This window comes from uncultured Escherichia sp. (genome assembly GCF_948475835.1).
Classification (GTDB): Bacteria; Pseudomonadota; Gammaproteobacteria; order Enterobacterales; family Enterobacteriaceae; genus ECMA0423.
In genome coordinates this window covers 1-17064 of the sequence record NZ_CAOLGM010000104.1, presented here as the reverse complement: position 1 = coordinate 17064, position 17064 = coordinate 1, and the positions used below count along the sequence as shown (strand labels likewise).

The window sequence follows — 17064 nt, the reverse complement described above, 5'->3', positions numbered from 1 at the left end:
TCATCAAGCCAGGCTTCAATATCTCGGTCACACAGACGCATGGCATTTTCTCCTTTCGCGCATCACTCCCTTAACGCCAATTACGTCAAGGGCATACCAGGTTATCACTGAACGGTACACAATTTATCAAGCTTATTCAAAGAACTGACTTATTTTCGCTTTCAATATATCGATCGCGATGCGGTTTTTCCCGCCGCGCGGCACGATAATGTCCGCATATTGTTTAGAAGGCTCAATGAATTGCAGGAACATCGGGCGCACGGTTTTTTGATATTGCGCCATCACGGAATCCATTGAACGCCCACGCTCGTTAACGTCACGCTTGATGCGGCGCATCAGGCAGATATCCAGCGGGGTATCAACGAAAATGGAGAAGTTAAGTTCGTCACGCAAACGCGCATCCGTCAGCAACAAAATGCCTTCGAGAATGATGACCTTCTTCGGCTCAACCGTCACCGTTTCTTTCATACGCGTATGTTCAACATAGCTGTAAACCGGCAGGTCAATTGCCGAGCCGCGTTTCAACGCTTGTAAATGCTCAAGCAACAGGCTGTGATCCATCGCGCTGGGATGGTCGTAGTTGGTCTTAACGCGTTCTTCCATCGACAGATGGCTTTGATCTTTGTAATAGCAGTCTTCGGGAATTACGCCGATGTGTTCATCACCGACTTGCTCACGTAATTCACGATAAAGGGTACTGGCAATAAGACTCTTGCCGGAAGCCGATGCGCCAGCGATACCGATAATGACGCACTGATGAGACTGATCAGTCATATATTTAGCGACCTGATTAACCTGGATGTTAGGAAGGGGGCGACGAAGCGCCAAACGCGGCAATTATAGGGATTTCATCCGTCTGATACCAGTCGAATAGCGTTGCCGCGCGCTCAGAGTTAATTGTTGACAAAGAATTCCCGGTGGCAAATTACGTTGATCAGTTTTATGTAAGGTAAAAAATGTTATACGCAGTTGCGCAAATTATCCGCCTTTACGTCACTTTATGAGCAATTCGCATATAAAATGTAAAACTTTTGTACTAGCATAAACACAGAAACGAATACTGGCGACCTGGTCTTGCGGATAAAGCGGTAATGAGCAAACAATCACAGCATGTATTAATTGCCCTGCCCCACCCGCTGCTTCACCTGGTCAGTTTAGGTTTAGTCTCGTTTATCTTTACCCTTTTCTCGCTTGAGCTTTCGCAGTTTGGCACCCAACTCGCCCCACTGTGGTTCCCGACGTCCATCATGATGGTGGCGTTTTATCGCCATGCCGGGCGCATGTGGCCGGGAATTGCGCTGAGCTGCTCGCTGGGAAATATCGCCGCATCCATCCTGCTTTTTTCCACCAGCTCGCTGAACATGACCTGGACGACCATCAATATTGTTGAAGCCGTGGTCGGGGCAGTGCTGCTACGTAAATTGCTGCCGTGGTATAACCCCTTGCAAAATCTGGCTGACTGGCTGCGTCTGGCATTCGGCAGCGCCATTGTTCCGCCTCTGCTAGGGGGTGTTCTGGTTGTCCTGCTGACGCCCGGAGACGATCCTCTCAGGGCATTTTTGATATGGGTACTGTCAGAATCCATCGGCGCTCTGGCACTGGTGCCGCTGGGATTGTTATTTAAACCACACTATCTGCTGCGCCATCGCAACCCACGGTTGCTTTTTGAGTCGCTGCTCACGTTAGCCATCACACTGACGTTAAGCTGGCTTTCGATGCTGTATCTGCCGTGGCCTTTTACTTTCATTATTGTGCTGTTGATGTGGAGCGCCGTGCGCCTGCCACGAATGGAAGCCTTTTTGATCTTCCTTACCACGGTGATGATGGTGTCGCTGATGATGGCCGCGGATCCCTCCCTGCTTGCTACGCCGCGTACATACCTGATGAGCCATATGCCGTGGCTACCGTTTTTGCTGATCCTGCTGCCCGCCAACATCATGACGATGGTGATGTATGCCTTTCGTGCGGAACGCAAACACATTTCCGAAAGCGAAACCCGTTTTCGGAACGCCATGGAATATTCCGCTATCGGTATGGCGTTAGTGGGCACCGAGGGACAATGGCTGCAAACCAACAAAGCGCTCTGCCAGTTTCTCGGGTACAGTCAGGAAGAGCTGCGCGGACTCACCTTTCAGCAACTGACCTGGCCGGAGGATCTCAATAAAGATCTCCAACAGGTTGAAAAGCTGATAAGCGGTGAAATAAACACCTATTCAATGGAAAAACGCTACTACAACCGCAATGGCGATGTTGTCTGGGCGTTGCTTGCCGTCTCACTGGTGCGCCACACGGATGGCACGCCGCTCTATTTTATCGCTCAGATTGAAGACATTAACGAGCTAAAACGCACCGAACAGGTGAATCAGCAACTGATGGAGCGCATCACGCTGGCTAACGAAGCGGGCGGGATTGGCATCTGGGAGTGGGAGTTGAAGCCGAATATTTTTAGCTGGGATAAGCGGATGTTCGAGCTGTATGAAATTCCTCCACATATCAAACCGAACTGGCAGGTGTGGTACGAGTGCGTGCTGCCGGAAGATCGCCAGCATGCCGAAAAAGTGATTCGTGATTCGTTGCAATCACGCTCGCCCTTTAAACTGGAATTTCGCATTACCGTAAAAGACGGTATTCGCCATATCCGCGCCCTCGCCAACCGGGTACTGAATAAAGAAGGCGAAGTCGAACGCCTGCTCGGCATTAATATGGATATGACTGAGGTTAAACAGCTTAACGAGGCATTGTTTCAGGAAAAAGAGCGCCTGCACATAACGCTGGACTCCATCGGCGAAGCCGTGGTCTGTATTGATATGGCAATGAAAATTACCTTTATGAATCCAGTGGCGGAGAAGATGAGCGGCTGGACGCAGGAAGAAGCATTAGGTGTTCCGCTCCTGACGGTGTTGCATATTACCTTTGGCGACAATGGTCCCCTGATGGAGAACATTTACAGTGCCGACACCTCACGTTCCGCGATTGAACAAGATGTGGTGTTGCACTGCCGGAGCGGCGGCAGCTACGACGTGCATTACAGTATTACGCCGTTAAGTACTCTGGACGGCAGCAATATTGGTTCGGTTCTGGTGATTCAGGACGTTACCGAATCACGCAAAATGCTGCGCCAGCTGAGCTACAGCGCCTCCCATGATGCACTGACGCATCTCGCCAATCGCGCCAGTTTTGAGAAGCAACTGCGTATGCTGCTGCAAACGGTAAACAGTACACATCAGCGACATGCCCTGGTGTTTATCGATCTTGATCGCTTTAAAGCGGTGAATGACAGCGCCGGGCATGCGGCGGGCGACGCTTTGCTGCGCGAACTGGCGTCGTTGATGCTGAGTATGCTGCGTTCCAGCGACGTGCTGGCGCGACTCGGTGGGGATGAATTTGGTCTGCTGCTACCAGACTGTAATGTTGAAAGCGCGCGTTTTATCGCTACACGCATTATCAGTGCCGTGAATGACTATCACTTTATATGGGAAGGCCGTGTGCATCGGGTAGGTGCCAGTGCCGGGATTACCTTGATTGATGACAACAATCATCAGGCGGCAGAAGTGATGTCGCAGGCTGATATCGCCTGTTATGCCTCCAAAAATGGTGGACGGGGCCGGGTGACGGTTTACGAACCACAGCAAGCTGCCGCACATAGCGAACGGGCGGCGATGTCGCTTGATGAACAGTGGCGGATGATTAAAGAGAATCAGTTGATGATGATGGCCCACGGTGTCGCTTCGCCGCGGATCCCGGAAGCGCGTAATTTGTGGCTGATTTCGCTTAAACTCTGGAGTTGCGAAGGCGAGATTATTGATGAACAAAAATTTCGTCGTAGCTTCAGCGATCCGGCACTTAGCCATGCTCTTGACCGACGGGTATTCCACGAATTTTTCCAGCTGGCCGCAAAAGCGGTTGCCAGTAAAGGCATAAGCATCGCCCTCCCCCTTTCCGTTGCCGGTTTGAGTAGCGCCACGCTGGTGAATGATCTGCTTGAGCAGCTGGAAAATAGCCCTCTACCACCACGGTTATTACATCTGATTATTCCGGCAGACGCGATTTTAGATCACGCAGAAAGCGTGCAAAAACTGCGGCTGGCGGGATGTCGGATAGTGCTCAGCCAGGTGGGCCGCGATCTGCAAATCTTCAACTCGCTGAAAGCGAATATGGCAGATTACCTGCTACTTGATGGTGAGTTATGCGCCAACGTGCAGGGTAATTTGATGGATGAGATGCTGATTACGATTATTCAGGGGCACGCTCAGCGACTCGGGATGAAAACCATCGCCGGGCCAGTCGTTTTACCCTTAGTGATGGATACGCTTTCTGGCATCGGCGTCGATCTGATTTATGGTGATGTGATTGCCGATGCCCAACCGCTGGATTTGCTGGTGAATAGCAGTTATTTCGCGATTAACTGAGGGAGCGTTTGCCCATTGCCTGATGCGACGCATCAGGCCTACAATTCGTCCGTTCCGTCTGGTTGCCAGCCTTCCGTATACCAGATATGCAACAGCGCATAAGAACGCCAGGGCTTCCAGCGCTCGGCATAACGGCGGATTTGTGCCGGTGTCATCCCCGGAAATCGCTGTTTAATCAGATAATCATCCGGCAGAAAAACATCTTTCGCCTGCCAGCCACGCAAAGCGAAATAATTCGCCGTCCAGCGCCCGATACCCGGAAAAGTTTGCAGCGTTTTCATCGCCTGCTCCACATCGCCCGGAATTGTCATTGGTAAGCTGCCCTCCAGCGCCGCATTTGCCAGATGAATCAGTGCCTCTGCCCGTTTCAACGGCATGCCTAACGCTTTTAATGCCTGCGGGTCGGCTGCTGCCAGCCGCTGAGGCGTGGGGAAGCAGATATACTCCGGAAAATCATCCAGCCGTTCGCCATAAAGCTGTACAACTTTGGCAGTCAATTTTGCCGCCATCGCCACGCTCACCAGTTGGCCTAAAATCGCCCGCACACCCTGCTCAAAAGCATCAATACAGCCGGGTAAACGCAATCCGGGCCGCGCCGCGCCTAACTTGCCCAACGCACCGTTAACAATCTGCGGGTTACATTGCAGATCAAACAGGCGGCTCATTTTCGCCAGACACTCAGCGGCAACGGGTTCTAAACCTGCACTTAAATTTATGTGCAGAGTATGGCGGGCTATATCCGGAATAGCAGTCACCACGCCGCGATATTCGCCCACCGCCAGACTACGGGCATAATAATCCTCAGCGACCGTTTCCACACCACTCACTGCACGGGCGGCGAGAAATCCCAACATCCACGACCAGTCATACGGCGGCTGCCAGTTCAGGGTATACATCGCATCTCCTTATTCATCCGCTTTCAGCATAAACGTTATTCAGACGCTACGCTTTGCTTTCATATTCCGGTTGTCGCGACAGCAACATTTCGCTAAAGTCACGCCCCTTCTTCACCGGCATGGGGATTAATTCGTGTTTATTGGTTTTGATTACGGTACAGCAAACTGTTCAGTGGCGGTCATGCGTGACGGTAAACCGCAATTACTGAAAATGGAAAACGACAGCACGCTGCTGCCTTCAATGCTTTGCGCGCCAACGCGTGAATCGGTAAGCGAATGGCTGTACCGCCATCATGATGTTCCGGCAGACGACGATGAAACGCAGGCGCTGTTACGTCGGGCGATTCGTTATAACCGCGAAGAAGATATCGATGTTACGGCGAAAAGCGTGCAGTTCGGTCTTTCCTCACTGGCACAGTACATTGATGATCCAGAAGAAGTGTGGTTTGTGAAATCACCAAAATCGTTCCTCGGTGCCAGCGGCTTAAAACCGCAGCAGGTAGCGCTGTTTGAGGATCTGGTCTGCGCAATGATGTTACACATTCGCCAGCAGGCGCAGGCACAGCTGCCAGAAACGATTACTCAGGCGGTGATTGGTCGCCCGATCAACTTCCAGGGGCTGGGCGGTGATGAAGCAAACACCCAGGCGCAAGGGATTCTGGAACGCGCGGCAAAGCGTGCCGGGTTTAAGGATGTGGTATTCCAGTACGAGCCGGTAGCGGCTGGGCTGGATTACGAGGCCACCTTGCAGGAAGAAAAACGGGTACTGGTGGTGGATATCGGCGGTGGTACGACTGACTGTTCATTGCTGCTGATGGGGCCGCAGTGGCGTTCGCGTCTCGATCGTGAAGCCAGCCTGCTGGGTCACAGTGGTTGCCGTATTGGCGGTAACGATCTGGATATCGCACTGGCGTTTAAAAACCTGATGCCGTTATTGGGCATGGGTGGCGAAACCGAAAAAGGCATCGCCCTGCCGATTCTGCCGTGGTGGAATGCGGTTGCCATCAACGACGTACCTGCGCAGAGTGATTTCTACAGTAGTGCCAACGGTCGTCTGCTTAACGATCTGGTACGCGATGCCCGCGAACCGGAAAAAGTGGCCCTGTTACAGAAAGTCTGGCGTCAGCGTTTAAGCTATCGCCTGGTGCGTAGCGCAGAAGAGAGCAAAATTGCTCTTTCCAGCACTGCGGAAACCCGCGCCTCACTGCCGTTTATCAGCGATGAACTGGCTACGCTGATTAGCCAGCAAGGGCTGGAAAGCGCCCTCAGCCAGCCACTGGCGCGGATTCTGGAACAGGTGCAACTGGCCCTGGATAACGCCCAGGAAAAACCGGACGTTATCTACCTGACCGGCGGTAGCGCCCGTTCTCCGCTGATTAAAAAAGCGCTGGCAGAACAGTTGCCGGGCATTCCGATTGCAGGCGGCGATGACTTTGGCTCCGTCACCGCCGGGCTGGCTCGCTGGGCGGAAGTGGTATTTCGTTAAAAGAAAATGGCTCAGCAGCGGCTTAAATCTGCCTGCGCCTGGGCCAGTTTTTCTGCTGCCTGACGTAACGGTTCCATCAACGGCATGGTCCGTGCTGGAGCTTGAAGGCGGAATCGCTGCAACTCTGTCGCGCCGACAGTCAACGTCGATTCCAGCCGATGTCGTTTGGCGGCCATTTTAGTCAGTACCGCTTGTCTGTCTGCAGGCGTTACCGCTTCGTTCGGCCTGAACACAAAACGGCGTTCACAACTCGCTTTCCAGTCGATAACCGCCTGGGTCAGATGGTCGCCAAACCCTTTCACTTGCTTAACGCCACGACGGGTAACATCTGCGGCTGTTTCAATACCAAAAGACCGTAACGCCGCTTTACGCGCAGGGCCAACGCCGGGAATAGAGGCAACATCAATAAAAAATCCCTCCAGAAACTTCTGCTTCTGCCGTTCCCTTGCAGTGTCGTGAAGTGCTGCCAGAGCGCGTTTTTCTTCTTCCGGTAACCCGAGCATTTCGTCCTTCATTTTTTCGAGCATCGTCCGTTTGGCGATAAAACCTTCCAGCCCGCCCAACTGTTGGATCTGGCTGACTAAATGGTCATAGTCCATTTTCGCGCGATTAAATGCCTCACGGCGTTGCTGGATTTCTGCTTTATAAGCTTTGCTTGTCAGACTGCCAATAATCCAGATAGCCGCCAGCACAGGAACCAAAATAATATAACGCGGTTCTGCCTGAAGGCCGCAAAGCAACAGCGATAACGCTGACAGTGCGATCTCAATCAGAATGATGTATTCGCGCCGTAACAGGCCTAAAGGAAGCGGCCTGCCAGTCGGTTGGAAATGATCGGGTAATGGCAATTGCAATGCTGGCGGTGCTACTGACGCCATCACCATCGCCCAGACTTTCGCCAGCACAAAATCACCACTGGTGGTAATGACCTCTTCGCCGAGATCAATAAAATAGATAACGCCTTGATTATCCAGCGCACACCACGGGCAGTCAGTCAAATGACCGGGGTAAACATGCATTGCCGAAACGGTACATTTCTTTAACTGTTGGCGTAGTAAATCAAGTGCCGCTACCCACGCTTTTGCCGTCGGACGCCCGGTTTCCACGCCACTTTCCGTGAATGCCTGCTGAAACATGGCTTCAACATCGCCCGGTAACATCGACAGTGGAATCGATCGTGGCGGCGGTTTTAAACCACGCCGCTGATTATCTGACGCGTAGGCATAACGGAAATGAGCAATATCCGTCTCCAGCGCATTCCCCGCATCAGAGATAAGCGGCACACCGGAATAAGGATGCCGCCCACCAAACAAGACGTGAAAAATCAGCAACGCAAGGCCAAAATTATCGTGATTTTCTGTGCGTTCAAAGCCGACAAATGACGACAGGGTTTGTAGCTCTGGCGGCGTAAAATGCGACACGCCAACTTCGCATAAATGCAACGTGCCATTAGCGTTAATCTGAAAGGAGTCGCTATCAATCAACACCACTTTGCTGTCGCGACCTACCATAAAACTGTTCTGGTTTACGTCACCCACGACGTGCCCGTGCTCGTGAACCGTAGCAAAAGATGAAGCAATATTGCGCGCAACATAGAGTAGAAAATCCCACGCACAATGAGGGTAACTCTGGCGACGATGTGCCGGGCTATAGATCATATGAATCGGTTCTTTACCAGAAACTTTTGGCATCATAAAACCGATAATTTTTCCACCTCGTCCACCGTGAAGCGTTGCCTGCGGCCAGGCGACATAATTCAACAATTGCGCGTCAGCTGTCGCAGCCATAAAGGCAAGTTTGTCCTGTTTTAAGGCGGGTGGCGGCGTGTGATAAATCTTGGCGACGCTATCGACAAACTCATTGATATCATAAACCGCGCCTTCACCGCCTTTGCCCAGTTCACGGCCTGGCGTAACGCACTCACCAGTAGCAGTATATAAAGTGGGTTTCATGGTAACCACAGCGCCAGTGCCAACGTTTTATCATCATCCGTACGCTCGTTTACCGCCGGGCTGGACAAAAACTGCTTTAACAATTCAGGTAATAAATCGAGTTGTTCCTGCGTTGCTGACGCCAGTCCATTGAAAAACGGGGTAAAGAAAGGTACATGAGGAGAATTATCCAGCATATTTAACGCCAGTCGCTGGATACCATCCGTAAATGCTGCAACTTTATGCACACGCTCAGTGCTGGTGAAAGTTTCCAGTCTGGAAACGGCATCTTCATCGGTAATGAAGTGCGTCATATTGGCATATTCACCCACCATCGGCGTAAGCGGCAATTGCAGACCGTGACCAAAATCCACCACCACGCCGCCATCGCCAATCTGCATAATCAAGGTGCCGTCAGGCGATGAAATCAATCCCAGAAACGTGCAGGCAAAATCGCGAACTGCTAATTCTTTGGCTTCCGCCTCGGCAAAAAGTCGCTGACAAACGGTCAGCACAATATCCGTGGCGAGGATATCATTAAGCCCCAATTCCCCACCCTGCACTTTTTGCGACATATAAGCCATCGCTTCATTGACGGCGAGCGTCGCGCCTTCTCCTCCCTGCGAAACGCTACCTGCGCCATCAGCAAGGAACATCACCAGTAATGGCTGCTGGTCATTTAGCCAGGCAACCTGCATCTGGCAGGCATCCTGGCAAGGCAAGTCCGCGCTGATGTGCGATGTTCCAACAGCGGATGCATAAACCAGACGCCAGCTCACACTGACGTCCAGCCTTTTGGCGCTTCCAGCACAACTTCCGTTCCCGGCGTGGAGCGGGAAACCGAACGCAGCGAACTGGATAACCAGCTAAACAGTTCACGGAATTGTAATCCTTGCAGAGGCAAAGGCTGACGAACGCTGATTTGGGCCAGCGTCTTCATATCCGCCCCCTGAACACCGATGGAAAAGAAAGCAAACCTTTTATCTTCTTCCCCCCGAAACACTTTGTTGGCTGCAGCCTGCCACTCATCGGTTGGTGCACCATCGGTAATCAGGAAAATCCACGGGCGATAATACGAAATACCATTTGCACGATACTCACGTTTCCGCTCCTCTACCATATCCAGGGCTTTGGTAATGGCCGCACCCATTGGTGTATCGCCCTGGGCAAACAGGATGGGCGGAAAAAAATTAGCGGCGCTGGTAAAGGGTTGTTCCACATGCACCGGGCCGAACGTCACAATGCCGAGTTCCACTCTTTTTAAAGCCAGCGGATCGGCAAGCAGTTCATCACGAAAGGTCACCAATCCGGCGTTAAGTTCATTAATAGGTCTGCCGCTCATCGAGCCAGAAACATCCAGCAGCAAAATGCAGGGGCAACGTGGTTCCGGGTTACTGGCAAAATCGCTGGTGGCAAACGTGATTTGTTCGCTCATAAGAAATCCTTTCTTAGAGAATTATCGAGGTCCGGTATCATACCGACTGCAATAATGAAATAAGAGCAAACGAAGAAACTTTCAGAATTAGGCCCGGCGGCGCAGAAAATTTTGCTATTCGCCTCGCAAGAACGGAGAGCCGTCGATTGACACTAAGGGCGGAGTGACATAATTTCAGGAGTGAGGGTTAGGGAGAGGTTTCCCCCTCCCCCTGGTGTTCTTAGTAAGCCTGGAAGCTAATCACTAAGAGTATCACCAGTATGATGACGTGCTTCATCATAACCCTTTCCTTATTAAAAGCCCTCTTCTCCGGGAGAGGCTTTCCCGTTTCAGCGTCCCGCTGAAATCATCGGCTTACCTCCTTTCGCCCTGAATGCAGTCTATCGCTAACGCGTGAATAAAATAGTTTCCTCTGTGATTATTGCGTAACGACTCGCAAAGAATATTTGCTGGCAGGATCGCAGACTACAAAGCCTGCGGATTGACAATCTTATCGTGAAGGCATACTTTCAGGAGTGAGGGTAGAGCGGGGTTTCCCCCGCCCTGGTAGTCTTAGTAAGCGGGGAAGCTTATGACTAAGAGCACCACGATGATGAGTAGCTTCATCATGACCCTTTCCTTATTTAAGGCCCCTTCCTCGGGAGGGGCTTTCCCGTTTCAGCATCCGGCTGAAATCTGCGGCTTACCTCCTTTCGCCCTGTATGTAGTCTATCGCTAACGCGTAGATAAAATAGTTTCCTGTGTTATTACTGGATGCGTGCTCGCAAATGTGCCCGCCATTCAGACGATTCCCGATAGTGTTTCATAATTCCTCCATTTTTCTCCCTTATTGGCTGGCTACACTAGTATCATTCCGCGAAACGTTTCAGGAAGAGAAACTCTTAACGATGAAAGGCAGTTATAAATCCCGTTGGGTAATCGTAATCGTGGTGGTTATCGCCGCCATCGCCGCATTCTGGTTCTGGCAAGGCCGCAATGACTCCCAGAGTGCAGCCCCAGGGGCGACGAAACAAGCGCAGCAATCGCCAGCGGGTGGTCGCCGTGGTATGCGTTCCGGCCCATTAGCCCCGGTTCAGGCGGCGACCGCCGTAGAACAGGCAGTTCCGCGTTACCTCATCGGGCTTGGCACCATTACCGCCGCTAATACTGTTACGGTGCGCAGCCGCGTGGACGGTCAACTGATGGCGTTACATTTCCAGGAAGGCCAGCAGGTCAAAGCAGGCGATTTACTGGCAGAAATTGACCCCAGCCAGTTCAAAGTTGCATTAGCACAAGCCCAGGGCCAACTGGCAAAAGATAAAGCCACGCTTGCTAACGCCCGCCGTGATCTGGCGCGTTATCAGCAACTGGCAAAAACCAATCTCGTCTCCCGTCAGGAGCTGGATGCCCAACAGGCGCTGGTCAGTGAAACCGAAGGCACCATTAAGGCTGATGAAGCAAGCGTCGCCAGCGCGCAGCTGCAACTCGACTGGAGCCGCATCACCGCACCAGTCGATGGTCGCGTTGGTCTCAAGCAGGTTGATGTTGGTAACCAAATCTCCAGTGGTGATACCACCGGAATTGTGGTGATCACCCAGACGCATCCTATCGATTTAGTCTTTACCCTGCCGGAAAGCGATATCGCTACTGTAGTGCAGGCGCAAAAAGCCGGAAAACCGCTGGTGGTAGAAGCCTGGGATCGCACCAATTCGAAGAAATTAAGTGAAGGCACGCTGTTAAGCCTCGATAACCAAATCGATGCCACAACCGGTACGATTAAAGTGAAAGCACGCTTTAATAATCAGGATGATGCGCTGTTTCCCAATCAGTTTGTTAACGCGCGCATGTTAGTCGACACCGAACAAAACGCCGTAGTGATCCCAACAGCCGCCCTGCAAATGGGCAATGAAGGCCATTTTGTCTGGGTGCTGAATAGCGAAAACAAGGTCAGCAAACATCTGGTGACGCCGGGCATTCAGGACAGTCAGAAACTGGTGATCCGTGCAGGTATTTCTGCGGGCGATCGCGTGGTGACAGACGGCATTGATCGCCTGACCGAAGGGGCGAAAGTGGAAGTGGTGGAAGCCCAGAGCGCCACCACTCCGGAAGAGAAAGCCACCAGCCGCGAATACGCGAAAAAAGGAGCACGCTCCTGATGCAGGTGTTACCCCCGAGCAGCACAGGCGGCCCGTCGCGCCTTTTTATTATGCGTCCTGTCGCCACCACGCTGCTGATGGTGGCGATCTTACTCGCCGGGATTATCGGTTATCGCGCCCTGCCCGTTTCGGCGCTGCCGGAAGTGGACTATCCGACCATTCAGGTGGTCACGCTCTACCCAGGTGCCAGCCCGGATGTCATGACCTCTGCCGTTACCGCGCCGCTAGAACGCCAGTTCGGGCAGATGTCTGGCCTGAAACAGATGTCGTCGCAAAGTTCCGGCGGTGCGTCAGTTATCACTTTGCAGTTCCAGCTAACATTACCGCTCGATGTCGCCGAGCAGGAAGTGCAGGCCGCGATTAACGCTGCGACCAACTTGTTGCCGAGCGATCTGCCTAACCCGCCGGTTTACAGCAAAGTGAACCCGGCAGATCCGCCGATCATGACGCTCGCCGTCACCTCAACCGCCATGCCGATGACGCAAGTGGAAGATATGGTGGAAACCCGCGTCGCGCAGAAAATCTCGCAGATTTCCGGTGTCGGACTGGTGACGCTTTCCGGCGGTCAGCGTCCGGCTGTTCGCGTCAAACTTAACGCTCAGGCGATTGCCGCCCTCGGCCTGACCAGCGAAACCGTGCGCACCGCCATTACCGGCGCTAACGTTAACTCGGCAAAAGGTAGCCTCGACGGCCCTTCCCGTGCGGTCACGCTTTCCGCTAACGACCAGATGCAATCCGCCGAAGAGTATCGCCAGCTAATCATCGCCTACCAGAACGGCGCACCGATTCGTCTGGGCGATGTCGCAACCGTAGAGCAAGGAGCAGAAAACAGCTGGCTCGGCGCGTGGGCGAACAAAGAACAGGCCATTGTGATGAATGTTCAGCGCCAGCCCGGTGCTAACATTATCTCCACCGCCGACAGCATCCGGCAGATGCTGCCACAGCTCACCGAGAGTCTGCCGAAATCGGTGAAGGTGACAGTGCTTTCCGATCGCACCACCAATATTCGCGCATCCGTCGATGATACTCAGTTTGAATTGATGATGGCTATCGCGCTGGTAGTCATGATCATCTACCTGTTTTTGCGCAATATTCCGGCGACCATCATTCCCGGTGTTGCTGTACCGCTGTCGTTAATCGGCACTTTTGCGGTTATGGTGTTTCTCGATTTTTCAATCAATAACCTGACACTGATGGCGTTAACTATCGCCACCGGATTCGTGGTCGATGACGCCATCGTAGTGATCGAAAACATTTCCCGCTATATCGAAAAAGGCGAAAAACCGTTGGCGGCGGCGCTCAAAGGCGCGGGTGAAATCGGCTTTACCATTATCTCGCTGACCTTCTCGCTGATTGCGGTGTTGATTCCACTGCTGTTTATGGGCGATATCGTCGGGCGACTGTTCCGCGAATTTGCTATTACCCTGGCGGTAGCGATTTTGATCTCAGCGGTGGTGTCGCTGACCCTGACACCGATGATGTGCGCGCGGATGCTCAGCCAGGAGTCGCTGCGTAAACAGAACCGATTCTCCCGTGCCTCGGAAAAAATGTTCGACAGGATAATCGCCGCCTATGGTCGTGGACTGGCGAAGGTGCTGAATCATCCGTGGCTGACCTTAAGCGTGGCGCTCAGCACGCTGCTGCTTAGCGTTCTCTTATGGGTGTTCATTCCGAAAGGTTTCTTCCCGGTACAGGACAACGGCATTATTCAGGGCACTTTGCAGGCACCGCAATCCAGCTCCTTTGCCAATATGGCCCAGCGACAACGCCAGGTCGCGGACGTGATTTTGCAGGATCCGGCAGTGCAAAGCCTGACCTCATTTGTTGGCGTTGATGGCACTAACCCGTCGCTGAATAGTGCACGTTTACAAATCAACCTCAAACCGCTGGATGAACGTGATGACCGAGTGCAAAAAGTCATTGCCCGTCTGCAAACGGCGGTGGATAAAGTGCCGGGCGTCGATCTCTTCCTGCAACCAACGCAGGATCTGACTATTGATACTCAGGTCAGCCGCACCCAGTACCAGTTTACCTTGCAGGCCACCTCACTGGATGCGCTCAGTACCTGGGTGCCACAGTTGATGGAAAAACTCCAGCAACTGCCACAGCTTTCTGATGTCTCCAGCGACTGGCAGGACAAAGGGCTGGTGGCGTATGTCAATGTTGATCGCGACAGCGCCAGCCGTCTGGGGATCAGCATGGCGGATGTCGATAACGCCCTGTACAACGCGTTTGGTCAGCGACTGATTTCCACTATTTATACTCAGGCTAACCAGTATCGCGTAGTGCTGGAGCACAACACCGAAATTACCCCGGGCCTCGCGGCGCTGGATACCATTCGCCTGACCAGTAGCGACGGCGGCGTGGTGCCGTTAAGCTCAATTGCCAAAGTTGAACAGCGTTTTGCGCCGCTTTCCATCAACCATCTGGATCAGTTCCCGGTAACGACCATCTCCTTTAACGTGCCGGATAACTATTCGCTGGGCGATGCGGTGCAGGCGATTATGGACACCGAAAAGACGCTGAATCTGCCGGTGGATATCACCACGCAGTTCCAGGGCAGCACCCTCGCCTTCCAGTCGGCGCTGGGCAGCACTGTCTGGCTGATTGTCGCGGCGGTGGTGGCGATGTATATCGTGCTCGGCATTCTGTACGAGAGCTTTATTCACCCGATCACCATTCTCTCGACGCTACCCACCGCAGGGGTTGGCGCACTGCTGGCGTTGCTGATTGCTGGTAGCGAACTGGATGTGATTGCGATTATCGGCATTATTTTGCTGATCGGTATCGTGAAGAAGAACGCCATCATGATGATCGACTTCGCGCTGGCTGCCGAGCGCGAGCAAGGCATGTCGCCGCGCGAGGCAATCTACCAGGCTTGTCTGTTGCGTTTTCGTCCGATCCTGATGACCACTCTGGCGGCTCTGCTTGGCGCGCTGCCGCTGATGTTGAGTACCGGGGTCGGCGCGGAACTGCGTCGTCCGTTAGGTATCGGCATGGTCGGCGGCCTGATTGTCAGCCAGGTGCTGACGCTGTTTACCACGCCGGTGATTTATCTGCTGTTCGACCGCCTGGCATTGTGGACCAAAAGTCGCTTTGCTCGCCATGAAGAGGAGGCGTAAGTGAAGTTTTTTGCCCTCTTCATTTACCGTCCGGTGGCGACGATTTTACTGTCGGTTGCCATTACCCTGTGCGGCATACTGGGCTTCCGTATGCTGCCGGTCGCCCCGCTGCCGCAGGTCGATTTTCCGGTGATTATGGTCAGCGCCTCGCTGCCCGGTGCGTCACCAGAAACAATGGCGTCTTCCGTTGCCACGCCGCTGGAGCGCTCACTTGGGCGCATTGCCGGAGTCAGTGAAATGACCTCCAGCAGTTCGCTCGGCAGCACGCGTATTATTTTGCAGTTTGATTTTGACCGGGATATCAACGGCGCGGCGCGCGATGTGCAGGCGGCGATCAACGCTGCACAAAGTTTGCTGCCCAGCGGGATGCCCAGCCGTCCGACCTATCGCAAAGCTAACCCGTCGGATGCGCCAATTATGATCCTCACGCTGACATCCGATACTTATTCGCAGGGTGAACTGTACGATTTCGCCTCGACGCAGCTGGCTCCGACGATTTCGCAAATCGACGGTGTTGGTGATGTCGATGTCGGCGGCAGCTCACTGCCCGCCGTACGCGTCGGGCTGAATCCGCAGGCGCTGTTTAATCAGGGCGTCTCGCTGGACGACGTACGCACTGCCATCAGCAATGCCAACGTGCGTAAACCGCAGGGGGCGCTGGAAGATGGCACTCACCGCTGGCAGATCCAGACCAATGATGAGCTAAAAACCGCCGCCGAATATCAGCCGCTGATTATTCATTACAACAACGGCGGCGCGGTTCGTCTGGGCGATGTGGCGACAGTGACCGACTCTGTACAGGATGTACGTAACGCCGGGATGACCAATGCCAAACCGGCTATTTTGCTGATGATCCGCAAGCTGCCGGAAGCCAATATTATCCAGACGGTTGACAGCATCCGGGCAAAATTACCGGAGTTGCAGGAAACCATTCCGGCGGCGATTGATCTGCAAATTGCTCAGGATCGCTCCCCCACCATTCGCGCCTCGCTGGAAGAAGTCGAGCAAACGCTGATTATCTCGGTGGCGCTGGTGATTCTGGTGGTGTTTTTATTCCTGCGCTCGGGTCGCGCAACTATTATTCCCGCCGTTGCGGTGCCGGTTTCGCTGATTGGTACGTTTGCGGCGATGTACCTGTGCGGTTTCAGTCTCAATAATCTTTCGTTAATGGCGCTCACCATCGCTACTGGTTTCGTGGTGGATGACGCCATCGTGGTGCTGGAAAACATTGCCCGTCATCTGGAAGCGGGAATGAAACCGTTGCAAGCCGCACTGCAAGGTACTCGCGAAGTCGGTTTTACGGTGCTGTCGATGAGTCTGTCACTGGTGGCGGTGTTCCTGCCGCTGCTGTTGATGGGCGGATTGCCGGGCCGACTGTTACGCGAATTTGCCGTGACGCTTTCTGTCGCCATTGGTATTTCGTTGCTGGTTTCTCTGACATTAACGCCAATGATGTGTGGCTGGATGCTGAAAGCCAGCAAGCCGCGCGAGCAAAAGCGACTGCGTGGTTTTGGTCGCATGTTGGTAGCCCTGCAACAAGGCTACGGCAAGTCACTGAAATGGGTGCTCAATCATACCCGTCTGGTGGGCGTGGTGCTGCTTGGCACCATTGCGCTGAATATCTGGCTGTATATCTCGATCCCGAAACCC

General features: G+C 53.3%; 11 protein-coding genes and 1 pseudogene. 5 read left to right on the top strand and 7 right to left on the bottom strand.

Going from position 1 to position 17064, the window contains the following annotated elements; translation table 11 throughout:
- Positions 1 to 132: 132 nt before the first annotated feature.
- Positions 133 to 774, bottom strand: a complete 642-nt coding sequence (gene udk, locus QZF50_RS17790; RefSeq protein WP_001295424.1) for a uridine kinase — start codon at positions 772 to 774, stop codon at positions 133 to 135.
- 317 nt (positions 775 to 1091) lie between these two features.
- Between udk and QZF50_RS17785 the strand changes: the two genes are divergently transcribed.
- Positions 1092 to 4409 carry a diguanylate cyclase gene (locus QZF50_RS17785; protein ID WP_000043694.1) on the top strand — a complete coding sequence of 1106 codons (3318 nt, stop codon included), beginning with the start codon at positions 1092 to 1094 and terminating at the stop codon, positions 4407 to 4409.
- A gap of 38 nt (positions 4410 to 4447) precedes the next feature.
- Here QZF50_RS17785 and alkA read toward each other — a convergent pair whose 3' ends face one another.
- A complete protein-coding gene (gene alkA / locus QZF50_RS17780; RefSeq protein WP_000288410.1) occupies positions 4448 to 5305 on the bottom strand; it encodes a DNA-3-methyladenine glycosylase 2 in 858 nt (285 codons plus the stop codon).
- A gap of 133 nt (positions 5306 to 5438) precedes the next feature.
- Here alkA and yegD point away from each other — a divergent pair, with 133 nt between their 5' ends.
- Entirely contained in the window at positions 5439 to 6791 is a 1353-nt protein-coding gene (gene yegD / locus QZF50_RS17775; protein WP_000469763.1) for a molecular chaperone, read from the top strand.
- A gap of 11 nt (positions 6792 to 6802) precedes the next feature.
- Here the strand turns inward: yegD and yegI are convergent, their stop codons facing one another.
- The 5 genes from yegI to QZF50_RS17750 all read right to left on the bottom strand — a co-directional run bounded on the left by yegI (position 6803) and on the right by QZF50_RS17750 (position 10766).
- A complete protein-coding gene (gene yegI / locus QZF50_RS17770) occupies positions 6803 to 8743 on the bottom strand; it encodes a protein kinase YegI (RefSeq protein WP_001396153.1) in 1941 nt (646 codons plus the stop codon).
- Positions 8740 to 9501 (bottom strand): PP2C family serine/threonine-protein phosphatase, encoded by a 762-nt coding sequence (locus tag QZF50_RS17765; protein WP_000119072.1) that lies wholly within the window; start codon positions 9499 to 9501, stop codon positions 8740 to 8742. The genes yegI and QZF50_RS17765 overlap by 4 nt, the downstream gene beginning before the upstream one ends.
- A complete protein-coding gene (locus QZF50_RS17760) occupies positions 9498 to 10157 on the bottom strand; it encodes a VWA domain-containing protein (RefSeq protein WP_000003178.1) in 660 nt (219 codons plus the stop codon). Before QZF50_RS17760 ends, QZF50_RS17765 begins: the two co-directional genes overlap by 4 nt.
- Before the next feature lie 220 nt (positions 10158 to 10377).
- Positions 10378 to 10437 carry a type I toxin-antitoxin system toxin IbsA gene (gene ibsA, locus QZF50_RS17755; RefSeq protein WP_010723109.1) on the bottom strand — a complete coding sequence of 20 codons (60 nt, stop codon included), beginning with the start codon at positions 10435 to 10437 and terminating at the stop codon, positions 10378 to 10380.
- Between the two features lie 272 nt (positions 10438 to 10709).
- Positions 10710 to 10766, bottom strand: coding sequence for a type I toxin-antitoxin system Ibs family toxin (locus QZF50_RS17750; RefSeq protein ID WP_001386899.1), 57 nt, complete (start codon positions 10764 to 10766; stop codon positions 10710 to 10712).
- A gap of 278 nt (positions 10767 to 11044) precedes the next feature.
- Between QZF50_RS17750 and mdtA the strand changes: the two genes are divergently transcribed.
- From mdtA to mdtC, 3 genes and pseudogenes are all read left to right on the top strand, one after another.
- Entirely contained in the window at positions 11045 to 12292 is a 1248-nt protein-coding gene (mdtA, locus tag QZF50_RS17745; protein ID WP_061892437.1) for a multidrug efflux RND transporter subunit MdtA, read from the top strand.
- Entirely contained in the window at positions 12292 to 15414 is a 3123-nt protein-coding gene (mdtB, locus tag QZF50_RS17740) for a multidrug efflux RND transporter permease subunit MdtB (RefSeq protein WP_001197867.1), read from the top strand. Before mdtA ends, mdtB begins: the two co-directional genes overlap by 1 nt.
- Positions 15415 to 17064: pseudogene (gene mdtC / locus QZF50_RS17735) on the top strand (multidrug efflux RND transporter permease subunit MdtC); the annotation flags it as partial. It lies immediately after the preceding gene.